Source organism: Faecousia intestinalis (assembly GCF_040096185.1).
In the GTDB taxonomy this organism is placed as follows: Bacteria; Bacillota; Clostridia; order Oscillospirales; family Oscillospiraceae; genus JAZOXB01.
Window position 1 is genome coordinate 45,919 of sequence record NZ_JBBMFF010000248.1, and the last position, 14,836, is coordinate 60,754.

A 14,836-nucleotide genomic window follows, 5' to 3' on the forward strand; every position below is an offset into this window, starting at 1 on the left:
CTCATTTGCAATCCACCCGGCGGAGCGTCACGCACAGCGTTTCGCCGTCCCAGCGGAGCTGCTCCGTCAGGGCCTCAAGGACGCGCTGCGTCCGGCGGATGGTGTCCAGGCAATCGCGGAGCACGAGGGGGACACGGTCCGGCGGCGCAGGGGAGGATTCAGGCAGGCCGCGCCGCAGCCCCCAGAGTGCGGCCGCCAGCGCGGCATGGTCCTCCGGCAGGGCGCAGAGCATGGCGCGCACGGCGGCGTCTGCTGCAGTGCCAGGAACGTTCGGGCAGCTGCATTGTTCCCGTCCGCCGGTCGATTTCGCACGGCAGACATAGGAAAAGCGCTCGCCGTCTGCCGCGCGGCGGTACTTGGCATACATCGGTCTGCCGCAGCGGCACTGCAGCAGACCGGCTAACAGGGCGGGCGTCTCGTGCTCCGTACGCGGCGTGCGGCAGTCCGTCCGCCGGAGCCGCTCCTGCACGGCGGCCCACTGTGAGCCGGGGATGAGCCCGGGGTGCTGCCCAACCGCAACGATCCAGGCCTCCGGCGGCAGGGCGACGGCGGTGCGGCCGCGGGACTGATCCGTGCGGTGATAGGCAAGGACGCCGTGCCGCCCGTCAAATTCCTCCTGCGCGGCGGAAAGCTCCGTGCCTGCTGCCCGGAGCCAGGCAAGCATATCCGCATCCGCCCGCGCATAGACCGGGTTGTGCAGGATATCGCGCACGGCGTGGCGCGTGAACGCGTTGCCGTTTTTTGTGGTAAGACCGTGCTCCTGCAGTCCCTTTACAACGGCTGTCAGAGAGCCGAGGCGTGCGAACAGGCTGTACATGGCCTTGACGGTCTCCGCCTCCTCCGGAACGAGCCGCAAGCGGCAGGCACGCTTTGTGCGCCCGTCGACGGTGACGGCCTGCACGGCCTCCGAGGAAAAGCCGGTCGGCGTGATGCCGCCGAGCCAGCGGCCGGTCTTGGCCAGCTCACGGAGGTTGTCGCGGATGCGCTCTGCGATGGTCTCGCGCTCAAGCTGCGAGAAGACGGACGCGATGTACATCATGGCGCGTCCCATGGGCGTGGACGTGTCAAACTGCTCCCGGATGGAGACAAACGCCACGTTCAGCTGTGCAAGCCGCTCAATGAGGGCGGTGAAGTCCCCGATACTGCGGCTGATCCGGTCGAGCCGGTAGACGATGAGCATACGGAAGCGCCCGGCCTCGGCCGCGCGCATCATCCGCCGGAAGGCGGGGCGGTTCAGGTCCCCGCCGGAGAAGCCGTCATCTTCAAAAATTTCCGGCTCCGGCGCGTCCGGCTCGTGCGCGCGGAGATACTGGCGGCATAGCTCGATCTGGTTGCCCACGCTTTCACCCTTGCCGGTGAAGCGGGATTTTCGGGAGTAGATCGCAATGCCTTGTTCGTGCAATGGCAGCACCACCCTGCTATGTGATGTGCTCTCCTTCATGATAGCATAAGGAGGCAGGAAAGTAAATGCCGCCCGGCTGGAATTTATGCCCGGCTGCGGCAGATACCTTTGTACAATGCAAACAAAATCAGGAAAAATTTCCGAATAATTGTTGACAAAACCGTGTAGAAAATGGTATTGTAAAAAGGGCGCGGGAAGGACCGCGCCGGGATAACACCGGAACTGAATAAGTGTCGGATGATTGGTCCGGGAGAGACCGCGCGCTGCGCGGCGCCGAAGGGGAATGCAGAAGCTCTCAGGCAAAAGGGTCGGGCGATGACGACACTCCGAAGAGTGCGGCGGCAGCCGCACGCCGAAGGTGCAACCTGCCGGAAACGGCGGGGAATCTCTCAGGTAATGGACGGAGGCACGAAGCCAAGGGGCCGTGTGTCTCAGACTGTCAAAAAAACTGCCAAGCCAAAAGCTTCGGAGGGAAGAAAAAGTGTGAAAGGAAACCGTCAGGGTGTCCTTTCGCGTTTGATCACCCGCCGCAGCGGCAGAATTGCAAAATATTACTACAAAATTTTATTTTGCAATTCTGAATGCAGCTTGGCGAAAAGACCCGAAGGGACTTTTTGACAAGCTGAGGCACGAAGCCATGGGGCTTTGTGTCTTTTTTCATATCCGGCGGCCGCAGAACGCGGCGAAATCATAAAGGAGGAACCCAGTAATGAGCGAACTCAAGCGCACCCAGCTCTATGACGTCCATGTAGCGGCAGGCGCCTCTATGGTGGATTTCGGCGGATGGGAGATGCCCATCCAGTACCCCAGTGGCATTGTGGCGGAGCACCTGTATACCCGCCATGCCTGCAGCCTCTTTGACGTCTCCCATATGGGCCGCGTGCTCGTCGAGGGCCCGGACCGCGTTGCCTTTCTGCAGCATGTGCTCAGCAGCAACGTCGAGAGTCTGGACCTCAACATGGCGCAGTACTGCATCATCCCCACCGAGAACGGCTCCGCCGTCGACGACGCCTATCTCTACCGCTTTGAAGAGGAACGGTTCCTGCTTGTCGTAAATGCGGCGAACACGGAAAAGGACCTTGCGCACCTGCGCGAGGCAATGAAGAACTATAACTGTACCATGACGGAGATCACGAAGGACTGGGCGGCCATTGCCGTGCAGGGCCCGAAGTGCAAAGACATCCTCATGACGCTCTCCGGCGGCGTGCAGCTCACCGAGCCGATGAAGAACGCGCTCGGCACCGTCACGCTCGAGGGCCGTCTGGTCCGCGTGGCCAAGACGGGCTACACGGGCGAGCCGCTCGGCTTTGAGGTCTACTGCCGCAGTGAGGACGCCGCCTGGCTGTGGAACCGCCTTGTGGAGCTCGGCGCAAAGCCCGCCGGTCTCGGCGCGCGCGACACGCTCCGCCTCGAGGCTGCTCTGCCGCTGTACGGCCATGAGATGGGCCTTGATCCCGCCGGAAACGAGATGCCGATCTTCGCCGTGCCGCTGGCCAAGTTTGCCGTCAGCTTTGCGCCCCAGAAGGGCGACTTTATCGGCCGCAAGCCGCTCGAGCAGCAGTTTGCCGCCTTCAAGCGCATCATGAACCGCGACTTCAGCGATCTGTCTGTGCTGCCGCGCCGCATCCAGCCCATCACGCTGCTCGACCGCGGCGTCATGCGCGCCGGTATGCCCGTCTACCGCGGTGAGAAGCAGGTCGGCTGGGTGACGAGCGGCACGATGGTTCCGTATTACGTCGCCGAGGGCGAGGGCCTGCAGACCGTCATCACCGACGAGACGGCCAAGCGCGCCATCGGCCTGTGCTACATCGACAGCGACATCCTCACGGATGACACCGTGGAGGTCGATATCCGCGGCAAGCGGCTCAAGGCCGTCATTCCCGCGAACCACATGAGCGTCAGCGCGCCGCCGTTCGCGCGTCCGCTGCTGTATCGCCCGGAGGAGAAGGATCCCGTCGGCTCTCTCGAGAACCTGCCCGGCAAGGCCTTCGAGCTGCTGAAGAAGGCCGAGGAGAACCACCTGTGGCGCCAGAAACAGTGCATCAACCTCATTCCGTCCGAGAATACGCCGAGCCACGCCGTGCAGATGCTCAGCGCCAGCGACCCCAGCTGCCGCTATGCCGAGCACAAGAAGGTCCTGTCGTTCTATGACAAGGATATCTTCTATTATCAGGGCACGAAGTTCATCGACGAGGTCGAGCGCCTGCTCGTCGAGCAGATGCGCCTGTACCTCGGCTGCGCGCAGGTCGAAACGCGCGTCGTCAGCGGCCAGATGAGCAATATGGCCACGTTCTCCGCCCTCATGGACTGGAAGAACCGCCTCGACCGCAAGCACACGCCGCAGCGCCTCGGCTATGTCATGAACAACCACATCATCAAGGGCGGCCACCTGTCGGCCCAGCCCATGGGCGCGCTGCGCGACTACGTTGCCGTCGATCCGAAGACGGAGCGCACGGCCGTCGTGAACTTCCCGGTATGCCGCGACAACATCTATAAGATCGACGTCGAGGGCACGAAGAAGCTCATCGACGAGTACCGCCCCGAGCTCATCATCTTCGGCAAGAGCATGGTCCTGCACCGCGAGCCGGTCGCAGAGATCCGCGCCTTTGTCGATGCGCAGAACATCCCCACGACGATCATGTACGATATGGCCCATGTGCTCGGCCTCATCGGCGACCATTTCCAGAACCCGTTTGCGGACGGCGCGGAGATCGTCACTGGCTCGACGCACAAGACGTTCTTCGGCCCGCAGCGCGGCGTCATCGGCGTGAATTATCAGCGCGAGGACCTCAAGTGGGGCCTGTGGGAGGCCATTGAGAGCCGCACGTTCCCGGGCAGTGTCTCGAACCACCACCTCGGCACGCAGCTCGGCATGCTGATGGCTGCCTATGAGATGAACCACTTCAAGGATGCCTATCAGAGCGCCATCATCGCCAATGCAAAGCACTTCGCCCGCGCGCTCAAGGCGCAGGGCCTCGATGTGCAGGGCGATCCCGCCATCGACTACACCGAAACGCATCAGGTCATCGTCTCCGTCGGCTACGGCACCGGTCCCGAGGTCGCCGAGCGGCTCGAGGAGAACAACGTCATCGTGAACTATCAGACCACGCCGGAGGAAGAGGGCTTCACCGCCAGCGGCGCGCTGCGCATGGGCGTCAGCGAGATGACGCGCTTCGGCTTCGGCCCGGCAGAGTTCGACGAGCTGGCCGCGCTGATGGCAGACTGCATCCTGCGCGGCAAGGATATCTCAGAGGATGTCGTTCGCCTGCGCAGCCGCTTCACGAAGATGCACTACTGCTTCAACGACGCGGAGTTCAACGCCGCGCTCGATCGCTTCGCCGGAGAGATCGGCTTCTGAAATCAACAAAGTCCGCCCCGCGGAAGCGGGGCGGAAAACCGACATGAAAAATACTGAAAAATTTATCTGGGAGGAACTACCATGAATTATCCTGTTGAGCTGCAGTACACGAAGTCCCACGAGTGGGTGAAGACCGAGGGCGACGTCACGGTCGTCGGCATTTCCGACTTCGCGCAGGATGCGCTGGGCGACGTCGTGTTTGTGAATCTGCCCGGCGTCGGTGACGAGGTCACGGCAGAAGAGGCCTTCGGCGATGTCGAGTCCGTCAAGGCCGTCAGCGATCTCGTCAGCCCGGTCACCGGCGTGGTGCTCGAGGTCAACGAGGAGCTGCTGGACCATCCCGAGCTGCTGAACAGCGATCCCTACGGCAACTGGCTCATCAAGGTCGAGCAGGTGACCGATACGGAAGAGCTGCTGGATGCCGCTGCCTACGAGGCCTTCTGCGCGCAGGAGGGCTGACATGGGCAGCTATGTTCCCAACACCCCCGAAGAGCGGCAGGAGATGCTGCGGGCCATCGGCCTGCACGACTTCCGCGAGCTCTACGGCGATGTGCCCGCGTCCATGTATCTGGACCGGCCGCTCGATCTGCCGTCCGGCATGAGCGAGCTGGAGGTGCGGCGGACCATGACGGAGCTGGCAGGGGAGAACCGTGTGTTTTCCACCATTCTCCGCGGCGCCGGAGCCTATGACCACTACATCCCCTCCATCGTGAAGTATATCCCGGCGAAGGAGGAGTTTCTGACAGCCTACACGCCCTATCAGGCGGAGCTGAGCCAGGGTATCCTCCAGTCCATCTTTGAATATCAGACCATGATCTGCGAGCTGACGGGCATGGATGTCTCCAATGCGTCCGTCTATGACGGCGCGACAGCCGCCGCCGAGGCAGCAGCCATGTGCCGCGACCGCAAGCGCCGCGTGACGCTGATCTCCGGCGCGGCCCATCCCGACGTTATCAACACCGTCCGTACCTACTGCTACGGCACGGGCGACGAGCTGCGCGTCATCCCCGTCAAGGACGGAAAGACCGATCCGGACGCCCTGCGCGAGCTTCTGACGGCCGGGGACGTCTCCGGCGTGTGCATCCAGCAGCCGAACTTCTTCGGCCAGCTTGAGGACGCCGAAGCGCTCGGCGAGATCATCCATGCAGCGGGCGCGCTGTATATCCTCAGCTGCAACCCCATTGCCCTCGGCATCCTGAAAACGCCGAAGGAGTGCGGCGCGGATATCGCAGTCGGCGAGGGACAGCCGCTCGGTATGCCCCTCGGCTGGGGCGGCCCGTATCTCGGCTTCATGGCCGCTACGTCGAAGCACATGCGCAAGCTGCCGGGCCGTATCGTCGGCCAGACGGTCGATTCGCGCGGCGAGCGCTGTTTTGTCCTGTCGCTGCAGGCGCGCGAGCAGCACATCCGCCGCGAGAAGGCCAGCAGCAACATCTGCTCGAACGAGGCGCTGTGCGCGCTGACGGCGGGCGTTTATCTCTCCGCCATGGGCCCCGAGGGCCTTGCCGAGGCTGCGCGCCAGAGCATGGCCAAGGCGCACTATCTCGCCCGCGGCCTTGCGGCCATCGAGGGCGTGACGCTGCGCTATTCCGGTGAATTCTTCCATGAGTTTGTCACGGATCTGCCGAAGCAGGACGAGATCCTTGCTGCGCTGGAGCAGGCCGATATCCTCGGCGGTCTTCCGCTGGAGGGCGGCATCCTGTGGTGCGCCACGGAGAAGGTCCCGCGCGAAGCGCTGGACCGCACCATCGCCATCGTGAAGGAGGTGCTGAGCAAATGAAGCTGATCTTTGAGCGAAGCGTTCCCGGCCGCCGCTGCAGCATCCTCCCGGCGTGTGACGTCGAGGAGACACCGCTGCCGGAGTCTCTGCGCCGCGCGGAGGCTCCCGTTCTGCCGGAGCTGAGCGAGCAGGACCTCAGCCGCCACTATACGGAGCTGAACCACCACGTCCACGGCGTGAACTGCGGCTTCTATCCGCTCGGCTCCTGCACCATGAAGTATAATCCCCGCATCAACGAGGAAATGGCTGCGCTGCCCGGCTTTACGGGTATCCATCCGCTGGCTCCCGCCCACACGGTGCAGGGCTGCCGCCGCGTGCTGGAGCTGGCACAGCAGTATCTGTGCGAGATCACGGGCATGGACGGCATGACATTCCAGCCCGCAGCCGGTGCGCACGGCGAATTCACGGGCGTCCTGCTCATCAAGCAGTATCACGATGCCCGCGGCGATAAGAAGCGCACGAAGATCATCGTTCCGGATTCCGCGCATGGCACGAACCCGGCTACAGCTGCCATGTGCGGCTATCAGGTCGTGAATATCCCGTCCGCGCCGAACGGCTGCGTCGATCTCGAGGCGCTCAAGGCCGTGCTCGGCGACGACACCGCCGGACTGATGCTGACGAACCCGAACACCGTCGGCATTTTTGACGAAAACATTCTGGAGATCACGCGTCTTGTCCACGAGGCGGGCGGCCTGTGCTACTATGACGGCGCGAATCTGAACGCCGTCATGGGCGTCGTGCGCCCCGGCGACATGGGCTTTGACTGCATCCATCTGAATCTGCACAAGACGTTCTCCACGCCGCACGGCGGCGGCGGCCCCGGCGCGGGCGCGGTCGGCTGCAAGGACTTCCTGAAGCCCTATCTGCCGCATTCCGCCACGCTGGACGGCGTGGGTCACATCCAGGTGCGCGCCTTTGCGGGCAACTTCCTCGTCGTGGTGCGTGCACTGGCCTATCTGCTCACGCTCGGCCGCGAGGGCGTTCCCGAGGCGGCACAGAATGCCGTTCTGAACGCAAACTATCTCATGCGCCGCATGGCGGGCACGTTCCGCCCGGCGTTTGACCGCATCTGCATGCATGAATTCGTTCTCGATCTGAGCGAGTTCAAGAAGGAGACCGGCGTCTCTGCGCTGGACGTCGCCAAGACGCTCATCGACTATGGCATGCATCCGCCCACAATGTACTTCCCGCTCATCGTGCATGAGGCCCTCATGCTCGAGCCGACGGAGACCGAGAGTCGGGAAACGCTCGACGAGGCGGCGGAAATTTTCCGCAAGCTCTATGAGCTTGGCCACAAGGACCCGGAATACATGCACGCTGCGCCGCATCATGCGCAGATCGGCCGTCCGGATGAGGTGCAGGCTGCCCGCAATCCCATCCTGAGGTGGACGCGCGCATGATCCGGAAGCTGCTGTACCTCTGCACGGACAACACCGATCCGTATCATAACCTCGCGCTGGAGCAATACCTGACCGATACGGTCCCGGCGGATATCTGCATCCTCTATCTGTGGCAGAACCGCCATACCGTGGTCATCGGCCGGAATCAGAATGCCTGGCAGGAGTGCCGCACGGCGCTTCTGGAGCAGGACGGCGGGAAGCTCTCCCGCCGCCTCTCCGGCGGCGGCGCTGTGTATCACGATATGGGAAATCTGAATTTCACGTTCAGCCTGCCCACGGCGGAGTACGATCTGCACCGGCAGCAGCGTGTGATCGTCGAGGCCTGCCGCTCCCTCGGCATCGAGGCGAGCTTCTCCGGGCGCAACGACATTCTGGCCGCCGGGCGGAAATTCTCCGGCAATTCGTTCTATCACCACAACGGCTGCTCGTTCCACAACGGGACGCTGCTCGTCTCGGTCGACATGGCCAACCTCGGCAAATACCTGACGCCGTCGCAGCGCAAGCTGCAGAGCAAGGGCGTCGCGTCCGTGCCGTCGCGCGTTGTGAACCTGTCCGAGCTGCATCCGGGTCTGCGCATTTCGCAGATGCAGCAGGCCATGGCGCAGGCGTTTGCGGATGTCTACGGTCTGCCGGTCACCACGATCACGGAATCGCAGCTCGATGCCGCGGAGATCGAGGCCCGCCGCATGCGCTTTGCCTCCTATGACTGGATCTACGGCAGAGCGCAGCCGTTCCCGTTCTCCTGCGGAGCGCGCTACCCCTGGGGCGAGATCACGCTGGAGCTGCAGGTCGAGGAGGGCGTCTGCCGCGATGCGGCCGTCTACACTGATTCGATGGACGCGGAGTTTGCCGCGCCGCTGGCGGAGGCCCTGCGCGGCTGCCGCTTCCGCGTGGCGGACCTGTGCGGCCGCGTGCGCGAGGTGGCCGCCTGCTGTCAGATCGCGGACGACCTGTGCGCCCTGCTCGGCGAGCAGGAAATTTGAAAGGAGTGCCTATGGCAGACTATCAACTCATCGTCATCGGCGCGGGCCCCGGCGGCTATACCGCCGCACTGCGCGCCGCGAAGCTTGGCCTGCATACGGCTGTTATTGAGGACCGCGAGTGCGGCGGCACCTGCCTGAACCGCGGCTGTGTGCCGACGAAGGCTCTGCTGCACGCCTCGCAGGTCTGGAGCGATGCGCACCACTGCGCGGGCGTCTGCGCAGATGGCGCGAGCCTCGACCTTCCGGCGCTGTACCGCCACAAGGACGAAATTTCGCAGACGCTCAGCAGCGGCATCGAGGGCCTGTTCCGCAGCGCGAAGGTCACGCTCCTGCGCGGCCGCGCCCGCATCACAGCTCCCGGCTGCGTCGAGATCACCGGGCAGGATGCCGGGACCGTCACGGCGGAGCATATCCTCATCGCCACCGGCTCCGTTCCGGCCCGCCCGCCCATTCCCGGCCTGGAGCTTGCCATGACCTCGGACGAGCTGCTTAAGGGAACGGACCGCCTCTACCGCTCCATCGTCATCATGGGCGGCGGCGTCATCGGCGTGGAATTTGCCACGTTCTACAGCGACCTCGGCTGCGAGGTTACCGTGATCGAGGGCCTTGACCGCCTGCTGCCCGGCATGGACCGCGAGCTCGGTCAGAACCTTGCACAGCTGCTCAAGAAGCAGGGCGTGCGCGTGTTTGCCAACTCCATGGTCCAGCGCGTCGAGCAGGGCAAGGACGGTCTGACCGTCCACTTTACCACCCGCGGCAAGGAGGACTTCGTCACGGGCGAGGCCGTGCTCTCGGCCTTCGGCCGCAGCCCGAACTGGAAGGGCCTGTTCGCAGACGGCCTCCAGCCGGAGACGGACGGCCGCCGCATCCATACGGATGAAAACGGGCAGACGAGCATTCCCGGCATCTATGCCATCGGCGATGTTTCGTCGCCGGTGCAGCTGGCCCACGTCGCGGCGGCGCAGGGAACGGCTTGCGTGGAGCGGCTTGCGGGCCGCACGCCGAGCGTCCGGCTGGACCTCGTCCCCGGCTGCGTCTATTGCCGCCCGGAGATCGCCTCCGTCGGCCTGACCGAGGCCGACGGCAAGGCGCGCGACATCCCGGTCAAGGTCGGCAAGTGCACGCTTTTTGCCAACGCCCGCACCATGATCGCAGGCACCGGCCGCAGCTTTATGAAGGTCGTCGCCCACGCGCAGACCGGCGTGCTGCTCGGCGCGCAGCTCATGTGCGAGCATGCGACCGATATGATCGGCCAGCTCAGTCAGGCCATTGCCAACGGCATGACGGCCCGCCAGCTGCTGGCAGCCATGCGCCCGCACCCGACGTTTGAAGAGGCGCTCGGCGAGGCGCTCGAGGAGCTCGTCGCGAAGCTGCCGGAATAAGCCCCGCCGCCCCGGCATAGGATGTCCGCGGGGGGATCGTATGGAAGGGGAACTTCGCATTCGCGTGCTCCGGCCGGACCAGCCGGAGGCGCTTCTGGCGCGCCGCGTGGCGCAGGTGCATGCCGCTCTGCTTGAGGAGCTGCTGCCAGAGCTGGCGCCGACGCCGGAGGAGCAGGCTGCGCTGCTGGATGCCATGCTTTCTGCGCTTTCTGAAACATAAGGCAGCACCGCACGATTTAGCGAGAGCATTCGGCGAGATGTTTTTCGTCGAGACAAGGTTTGAAAAGTGCAGATGTACTTTGTGTACCTCAAACTTTTCAAACCGATAGATCGGTGAAAAATATCCGGCGAAGGCCGAAGCTGCAATTGTGCTGTGCTGCCAAAACAAAAACGGGATCGCTGCTTGCGCAGCGGTCCCGTTTTGTGAGCCGGAAGGGGAAATGACGCCCCGGCGGATGTATTGCATTTTCAACACACCTTGCCGCATACGTTGCAAGGCGCGCGCCCTTTTTCGGGTCGAAAGTCGAGATGCCCTTGATGAGTCCAATGGTGCCGATGGAGATCAGGTCCTCCTGATCGGAGGTCTGCGTGTAGTATTTCTTCATGATGTGCGCTACGAGGCGGAGATTCCGCTCGATGAGCACATTGCGCGCCTCCAGATCGCCCTGTGCGGCGCGCTCGAGATACTCCCGCTCCTCCCGCGCCGTCAGCGGCTTCGGAAAGGAACCGCCGTTCGACAGGCGCAGGGAATACAGCATGCTGCTGATGATGAGCCATACGGCCAGCATAAGAAACCACCCCCTGCCACTGTATTCCCGAGCGGCAAGTCCATATACCGGCCGAAAGATACAAAAAACCTCTCCCGGAGACCCGGGAGAGGTTTTTGCGGATAAACTCAGACCTTCTCCTTGACCTTGGCGGCCTTGCCGAGGCGGTTGCGGAGGTAGTAGAGCTTCGCACGGCGGACCTTGCCGCGGCGAACGGTCTCGACCTTCACGATGCTCGGAGAATGAACGGGGAAAACCTTCTCGCAGCCGACGCCGTAGCTCAGGCGGCGGACGGTGATGGACTCCTCAATGCCGCCATGCTTGCGGGCAATGATCGTTCCCTCGAACACCTGCACTCTCTCACGAGCGCCTTCCTTGATTTTCACATGAACGCGAACGGTGTCGCCGACATTCATCTGCGGCAGTTCTTCCTTCATGTACTGGCTGGTCAGAGCCTTCATCAGATCCATAATGTTTGTCCTCCTCATTTATTAGGCGTTCGTGCAAGTGTTGACATCACCGCAGAGGACCGCCCATTCACAGACTTGATTAGTTTACCACAAAACCGTGCAGAATGCAAGCAAAACTTTCATTTTTTCTTCGGAAAACGAATGGGAACGCGGAATGTGATTTTTTTGTGAATTTCTGTCGGACTGGGTGCTTTTTCACGGGAGCTGTGCTATAATGACCGGAGAAAATGCTGATTTGAGGGACTGTTATGAAACAAAAATCCAAGCAGCCGCATCTGCGCGTCTATCGCCAGATCCCGATGCTGCAGGCAGACCCGGCAGAGGGCCTTTCTCCGCAGGAGATCAAGCTCCGGCAGAGCAACGGCCTGAGCAACATTATGCCGCCGTCCAATACGAAGTCCGAGGGGCAGATCATCAAGGAGAATGTCCTGACCTTCTTCAACCTGATCTTCCTGGTGCTGGCGCTGTGCCTGTGCCTTGTCGGCTCGTTCAAGAATCTGATGTTTCTGCTCGTCGCTGTGGCTAACACAGTCGTCGGCAGCTTTCAGGAGATCCGCGCTAAGCGCGCCGTCGATAAGCTGACGCTCGTCGCGGCGGGAACGGCGAAGGCCATCCGCTCCGGCCAGCGCGTCTCCGTGCGGACGGATCAGCTTGTCCGCGATGACATCGTGGAATTTGCGGCGGGCGACCAGATCTGCGCGGATGCCGTCGTGCGTGACGGACAGCTGCAGGTCAATGAGTCTCTGCTGACTGGCGAGGCCGATGCCATTCTGAAAAATCCGGGCGACACGCTGAAGTCCGGCAGCTTTGTGATCTCCGGCCGCGCCCGCGTGCAGCTGACGCATGTCGGCTCGGAGAGCTATGCGGCAAAGCTGGCGGCCGAGGCGCGGCGCAATGTCCGCTCTACAAAGTCCGAGATGATGCTCTCCCTGACAAAGCTCATCACGGTCGTCGGCATCGCGCTCATCCCGCTCGGCATCATCCTGTTCCTGCGTCATTTCCTGTCCGTGTTCCAGGGCCTGCCGCTGCGCGACTCCGTGGAATCCACGGTCTCGGCCCTGATCGGCATGATCCCGGAGGGCCTTTACCTGCTGACGAGCGTCGCCATCGCGGCCAGCTGCCTGAAGCTCTCGCGCAAGCGCGTGCTCGTGCAGGATATGAACTGCATCGAGACGCTGGCCCATGTGGACGTGCTCTGCGTGGATAAGACCGGCACGATCACGGAGCCGACCATGGAGGTCACGGACGTCTATCCGCTGAACTCCGAGCGCTTCAGCTACGACGATATCGAGAAAATTCTCGCAGCGTTCTACCACGGCGAAGAGCCGGATAACGAGACGGCCCGCGCCATGGGCCAACAGTTCGCGGGCGAGACGACTTGGCGCGCCGTCAAGCGCATGGCCTTCTCGTCCTCCACAAAGTGGTCGGGCGCCGATTTCGGTGAAAATGGCCGCTATGTGGTCGGCGCGCCGGAATTCATCATGGGCGACCGCTATGATTCCATCCGAAGTGAGGCGGAGCCGTGGTCCGAGCGCGGCTGCCGTGTGCTGCTGCTCGCGGCCTATGACACGGCGTTCGACGACGGCCCGCTGCAGAGCGCTCACGTCGCGCCCATTGCACTTGTCTTCCTGTCAAACCTGCTGCGCCCCGACGCGCAGGAGACGTTCCGCTATTTTGCCAGTCAGGGCGTGTCTGTCCGTGTTATCTCGGGCGATAACCCGATCACGGTCGCGCAGGTCGCGGCCCGTGCCGGCATCGAGAATGCCGATCGTTATGTCGATGCAATGACCCTCTCCACGGAGCAGGACTTCGAGGAGGCTGTCAAGTATTACACCGTCTTCGGCCGCGTCACGCCGGAGCAGAAGCGCTATCTTGTCCGCGCCTTCCAGAAGCAGGGCCATACGGTCGCCATGACGGGCGACGGCGTCAATGACGTGCTGGCGCTGAAGGATGCCAACTGCGGAATCGCCATGGCCTCCGGCAGTCAGGCTGCCTCGCAGGTTGCACAGATCGTGCTGCTCAATTCCCAGTTCAGTGCGATGCCAGCCATCGTGGCGGAGGGCCGCCGCGTCATCAATAACATCCAGCGCGCGGCCTCGCTGTTCCTCGTGAAGAATATTTTCTCGTTTGCGTTGACGCTCCTGCTGCTGTTCATCGACATGCCCTATCCGCTGCTGCCTATCCAGCTGTCGCTCATCAGCACGTTTACCATCGGCATCCCGTCGTTTTTCCTCGCGCTGGAGCCGAATTACGCGCGCGTGGAGGGCAAATTCATGCGCAACGTCATTCGGCGGGCCATGCCGGGCGGCCTGACGAACCTGACGATCGTGCTGCTGGCCGGGTTCTTTACCTCGACGTTCGGCCTGAGCAATGAGCAGCTCAACACGATCTGCGTCTGGGTCATGTCCGCCGTCGGCCTCGTTACGCTGTATCATGTCTCCGTCCCGTTCACGCGCCTGCGCCTCGCTGTGCTGGCTGCCATGACGGCGGCGATGCTGTTCTGCCTGCTCGTCATCCCGGCGTTCTTCGACCTCCCGGCGCTCAATGCCAGCTCGGCCCTCATCCTCGTTACGCTCCTGCTGGCCTGCCCGACCGTGATGCGCTTCTTCCGCGTCATCTTCGATAAGCGCGTCGCCAAGCTCGACCTGGCTCCGGCTAAGAAGCAGAAGAAAAAGCGCCACCGTTTTGAAAAGTAAAAAACGCTCCGCAGGCAGCCTGAACGGCTTCCTGCGGAGCGATTTTTCTGCCTTAATAGTTCTCGGCGTGGAGCTCAAAATAGCTCTGCGGATGATTGCACACGGGGCAGACCTCCGGAGCGGCCGTGCCGACAACAATGTGGCCGCAGTTGCGGCACTCCCAGATCTTGACCTCGCTCTTTGCGAAGACGGCGGCCGTCTCCACATTGTGCAGCAGGGCGCGATAGCGCTCCTCGTGATGACGCTCGACCTCGCCGACCATGCGGAAGCGGGCTGCCAGCTCCGGGAAGCCCTCTGCCTCGGCCGTTTTGGCAAAGCCTGCATACATGTCCGTCCACTCGTAGTTCTCGCCCTCTGCGGCCGCTGCGAGGTTCTCGGCCGTGCTACCGATGCCGGCCAGCTCCTTGAACCACAGCTTGGCGTGCTCCTTCTCGTTGTCCGCCGTCTTCAGGAACAGCGCCGCGATCTGCTCGTAGCCCTGCTTCTTTGCTACGGAGGCAAAGAAGGTGTATTTGCTGCGGGCCTGCGATTCGCCTGCGAAGGCGGCCTGCAGGTTCTTTTCCGTCTGCGTGCCGGCGTATTTTGTGGTTTTTGCCAT

Annotated in this window: 12 protein-coding genes and 1 riboswitch; of the genes, 8 read left to right on the forward strand and 4 right to left on the reverse strand. The window is 62.8% G+C overall.

Annotation, left to right across the window (positions count from 1 at the left end; translation table 11 throughout):
• Nucleotide 1: 1 nt before the first annotated feature.
• Nucleotides 2-1,402, reverse strand: a complete 1,401-nt coding sequence (locus WMO66_RS11625) for a recombinase family protein (protein WP_435387800.1) — start codon at nt 1,400-1,402, stop codon at nt 2-4.
• A 237-nt stretch (nt 1,403-1,639) separates the two neighbouring features.
• Nucleotides 1,640-1,723, forward strand: a riboswitch (glycine riboswitch).
• A gap of 388 nt (nt 1,724-2,111) precedes the next feature.
• On the opposite strand from WMO66_RS11625, the gene gcvT reads away from it, so the two are divergent.
• The 7 genes from gcvT to WMO66_RS11660 all read left to right on the forward strand — a co-directional run bounded on the left by gcvT (nt 2,112) and on the right by WMO66_RS11660 (nt 10,525).
• Nucleotides 2,112-4,760, forward strand: coding sequence for a glycine cleavage system aminomethyltransferase GcvT (gcvT, locus tag WMO66_RS11630; protein ID WP_349136589.1), 2,649 nt, complete (start codon nt 2,112-2,114; stop codon nt 4,758-4,760).
• Nucleotides 4,761-4,841: 81 nt separating this feature from the next.
• Complete coding sequence (gene gcvH, locus WMO66_RS11635; protein ID WP_349136590.1) at nt 4,842-5,219, forward strand: glycine cleavage system protein GcvH; 378 nt, start codon at nt 4,842-4,844, stop codon at nt 5,217-5,219.
• 1 nt (nt 5,220) lies between these two features.
• Complete coding sequence (gcvPA, locus tag WMO66_RS11640) at nt 5,221-6,540, forward strand: aminomethyl-transferring glycine dehydrogenase subunit GcvPA (protein ID WP_349136591.1); 1,320 nt, start codon at nt 5,221-5,223, stop codon at nt 6,538-6,540.
• Nucleotides 6,537-7,940: an aminomethyl-transferring glycine dehydrogenase subunit GcvPB gene (gene gcvPB / locus WMO66_RS11645; RefSeq protein WP_349136592.1), complete on the forward strand. Its 1,404-nt coding sequence runs from the start codon at nt 6,537-6,539 to the stop codon at nt 7,938-7,940. Before gcvPA ends, gcvPB begins: the two co-directional genes overlap by 4 nt.
• The gene (lplA, locus tag WMO66_RS11650) at nt 7,937-8,923 is read left to right on the forward strand and encodes a lipoate--protein ligase (RefSeq protein WP_349136593.1); all 987 of its coding nucleotides are present in this window, start codon (nt 7,937-7,939) and stop codon (nt 8,921-8,923) included. The genes gcvPB and lplA overlap by 4 nt, the downstream gene beginning before the upstream one ends.
• Nucleotides 8,924-8,934: 11 nt before the next feature.
• Entirely contained in the window at nt 8,935-10,305 is a 1,371-nt protein-coding gene (gene lpdA / locus WMO66_RS11655; protein ID WP_349136594.1) for a dihydrolipoyl dehydrogenase, read from the forward strand.
• Nucleotides 10,306-10,345: 40 nt separating this feature from the next.
• Nucleotides 10,346-10,525, forward strand: a complete 180-nt coding sequence (locus tag WMO66_RS11660; protein WP_349136595.1) for a hypothetical protein — start codon at nt 10,346-10,348, stop codon at nt 10,523-10,525.
• Nucleotides 10,526-10,622: 97 nt separating this feature from the next.
• On the opposite strand, the gene WMO66_RS11665 is transcribed toward WMO66_RS11660, so the two are convergent.
• Together WMO66_RS11665 and rplS are read right to left on the reverse strand one after the other, a co-directional pair.
• Nucleotides 10,623-11,093: a sigma-70 family RNA polymerase sigma factor gene (locus tag WMO66_RS11665; RefSeq protein ID WP_435387801.1), complete on the reverse strand. Its 471-nt coding sequence runs from the start codon at nt 11,091-11,093 to the stop codon at nt 10,623-10,625.
• 107 nt (nt 11,094-11,200) lie between these two features.
• Complete coding sequence (gene rplS, locus WMO66_RS11670; RefSeq protein ID WP_349136596.1) at nt 11,201-11,542, reverse strand: 50S ribosomal protein L19; 342 nt, start codon at nt 11,540-11,542, stop codon at nt 11,201-11,203.
• Between the two features lie 248 nt (nt 11,543-11,790).
• On the opposite strand from rplS, the gene WMO66_RS11675 reads away from it, so the two are divergent.
• Nucleotides 11,791-14,238: a cation-translocating P-type ATPase gene (locus WMO66_RS11675; protein WP_349136597.1), complete on the forward strand. Its 2,448-nt coding sequence runs from the start codon at nt 11,791-11,793 to the stop codon at nt 14,236-14,238.
• A 52-nt stretch (nt 14,239-14,290) separates the two neighbouring features.
• Here WMO66_RS11675 and rbr read toward each other — a convergent pair whose 3' ends face one another.
• Nucleotides 14,291-14,836, reverse strand: a complete 546-nt coding sequence (gene rbr, locus WMO66_RS11680) for a rubrerythrin (RefSeq protein ID WP_349136598.1) — start codon at nt 14,834-14,836, stop codon at nt 14,291-14,293.

Coding starts and splice junctions, on each gene's coding strand:
- gcvT (WP_349136589.1), top strand. CDS start 2,112: ATGAGCGAACTCAAGCGCACCCAGCTCTATGACGTCCATGTAGCGGCA.
- gcvH (WP_349136590.1), top strand. CDS start 4,842: ATGAATTATCCTGTTGAGCTGCAGTACACGAAGTCCCACGAGTGGGTG.
- gcvPA (WP_349136591.1), top strand. CDS start 5,221: ATGGGCAGCTATGTTCCCAACACCCCCGAAGAGCGGCAGGAGATGCTG.
- gcvPB (WP_349136592.1), top strand. CDS start 6,537: ATGAAGCTGATCTTTGAGCGAAGCGTTCCCGGCCGCCGCTGCAGCATC.
- lplA (WP_349136593.1), top strand. CDS start 7,937: ATGATCCGGAAGCTGCTGTACCTCTGCACGGACAACACCGATCCGTAT.
- lpdA (WP_349136594.1), top strand. CDS start 8,935: ATGGCAGACTATCAACTCATCGTCATCGGCGCGGGCCCCGGCGGCTAT.
- WMO66_RS11660 (WP_349136595.1), top strand. CDS start 10,346: ATGGAAGGGGAACTTCGCATTCGCGTGCTCCGGCCGGACCAGCCGGAG.
- WMO66_RS11665 (WP_435387801.1), bottom strand. CDS start 11,093: ATGCTGGCCGTATGGCTCATCATCAGCAGCATGCTGTATTCCCTGCGC.
- rplS (WP_349136596.1), bottom strand. CDS start 11,542: ATGGATCTGATGAAGGCTCTGACCAGCCAGTACATGAAGGAAGAACTG.
- WMO66_RS11675 (WP_349136597.1), top strand. CDS start 11,791: ATGAAACAAAAATCCAAGCAGCCGCATCTGCGCGTCTATCGCCAGATC.
- rbr (WP_349136598.1), bottom strand. CDS start 14,836: ATGGCAAAAACCACAAAATACGCCGGCACGCAGACGGAAAAGAACCTG.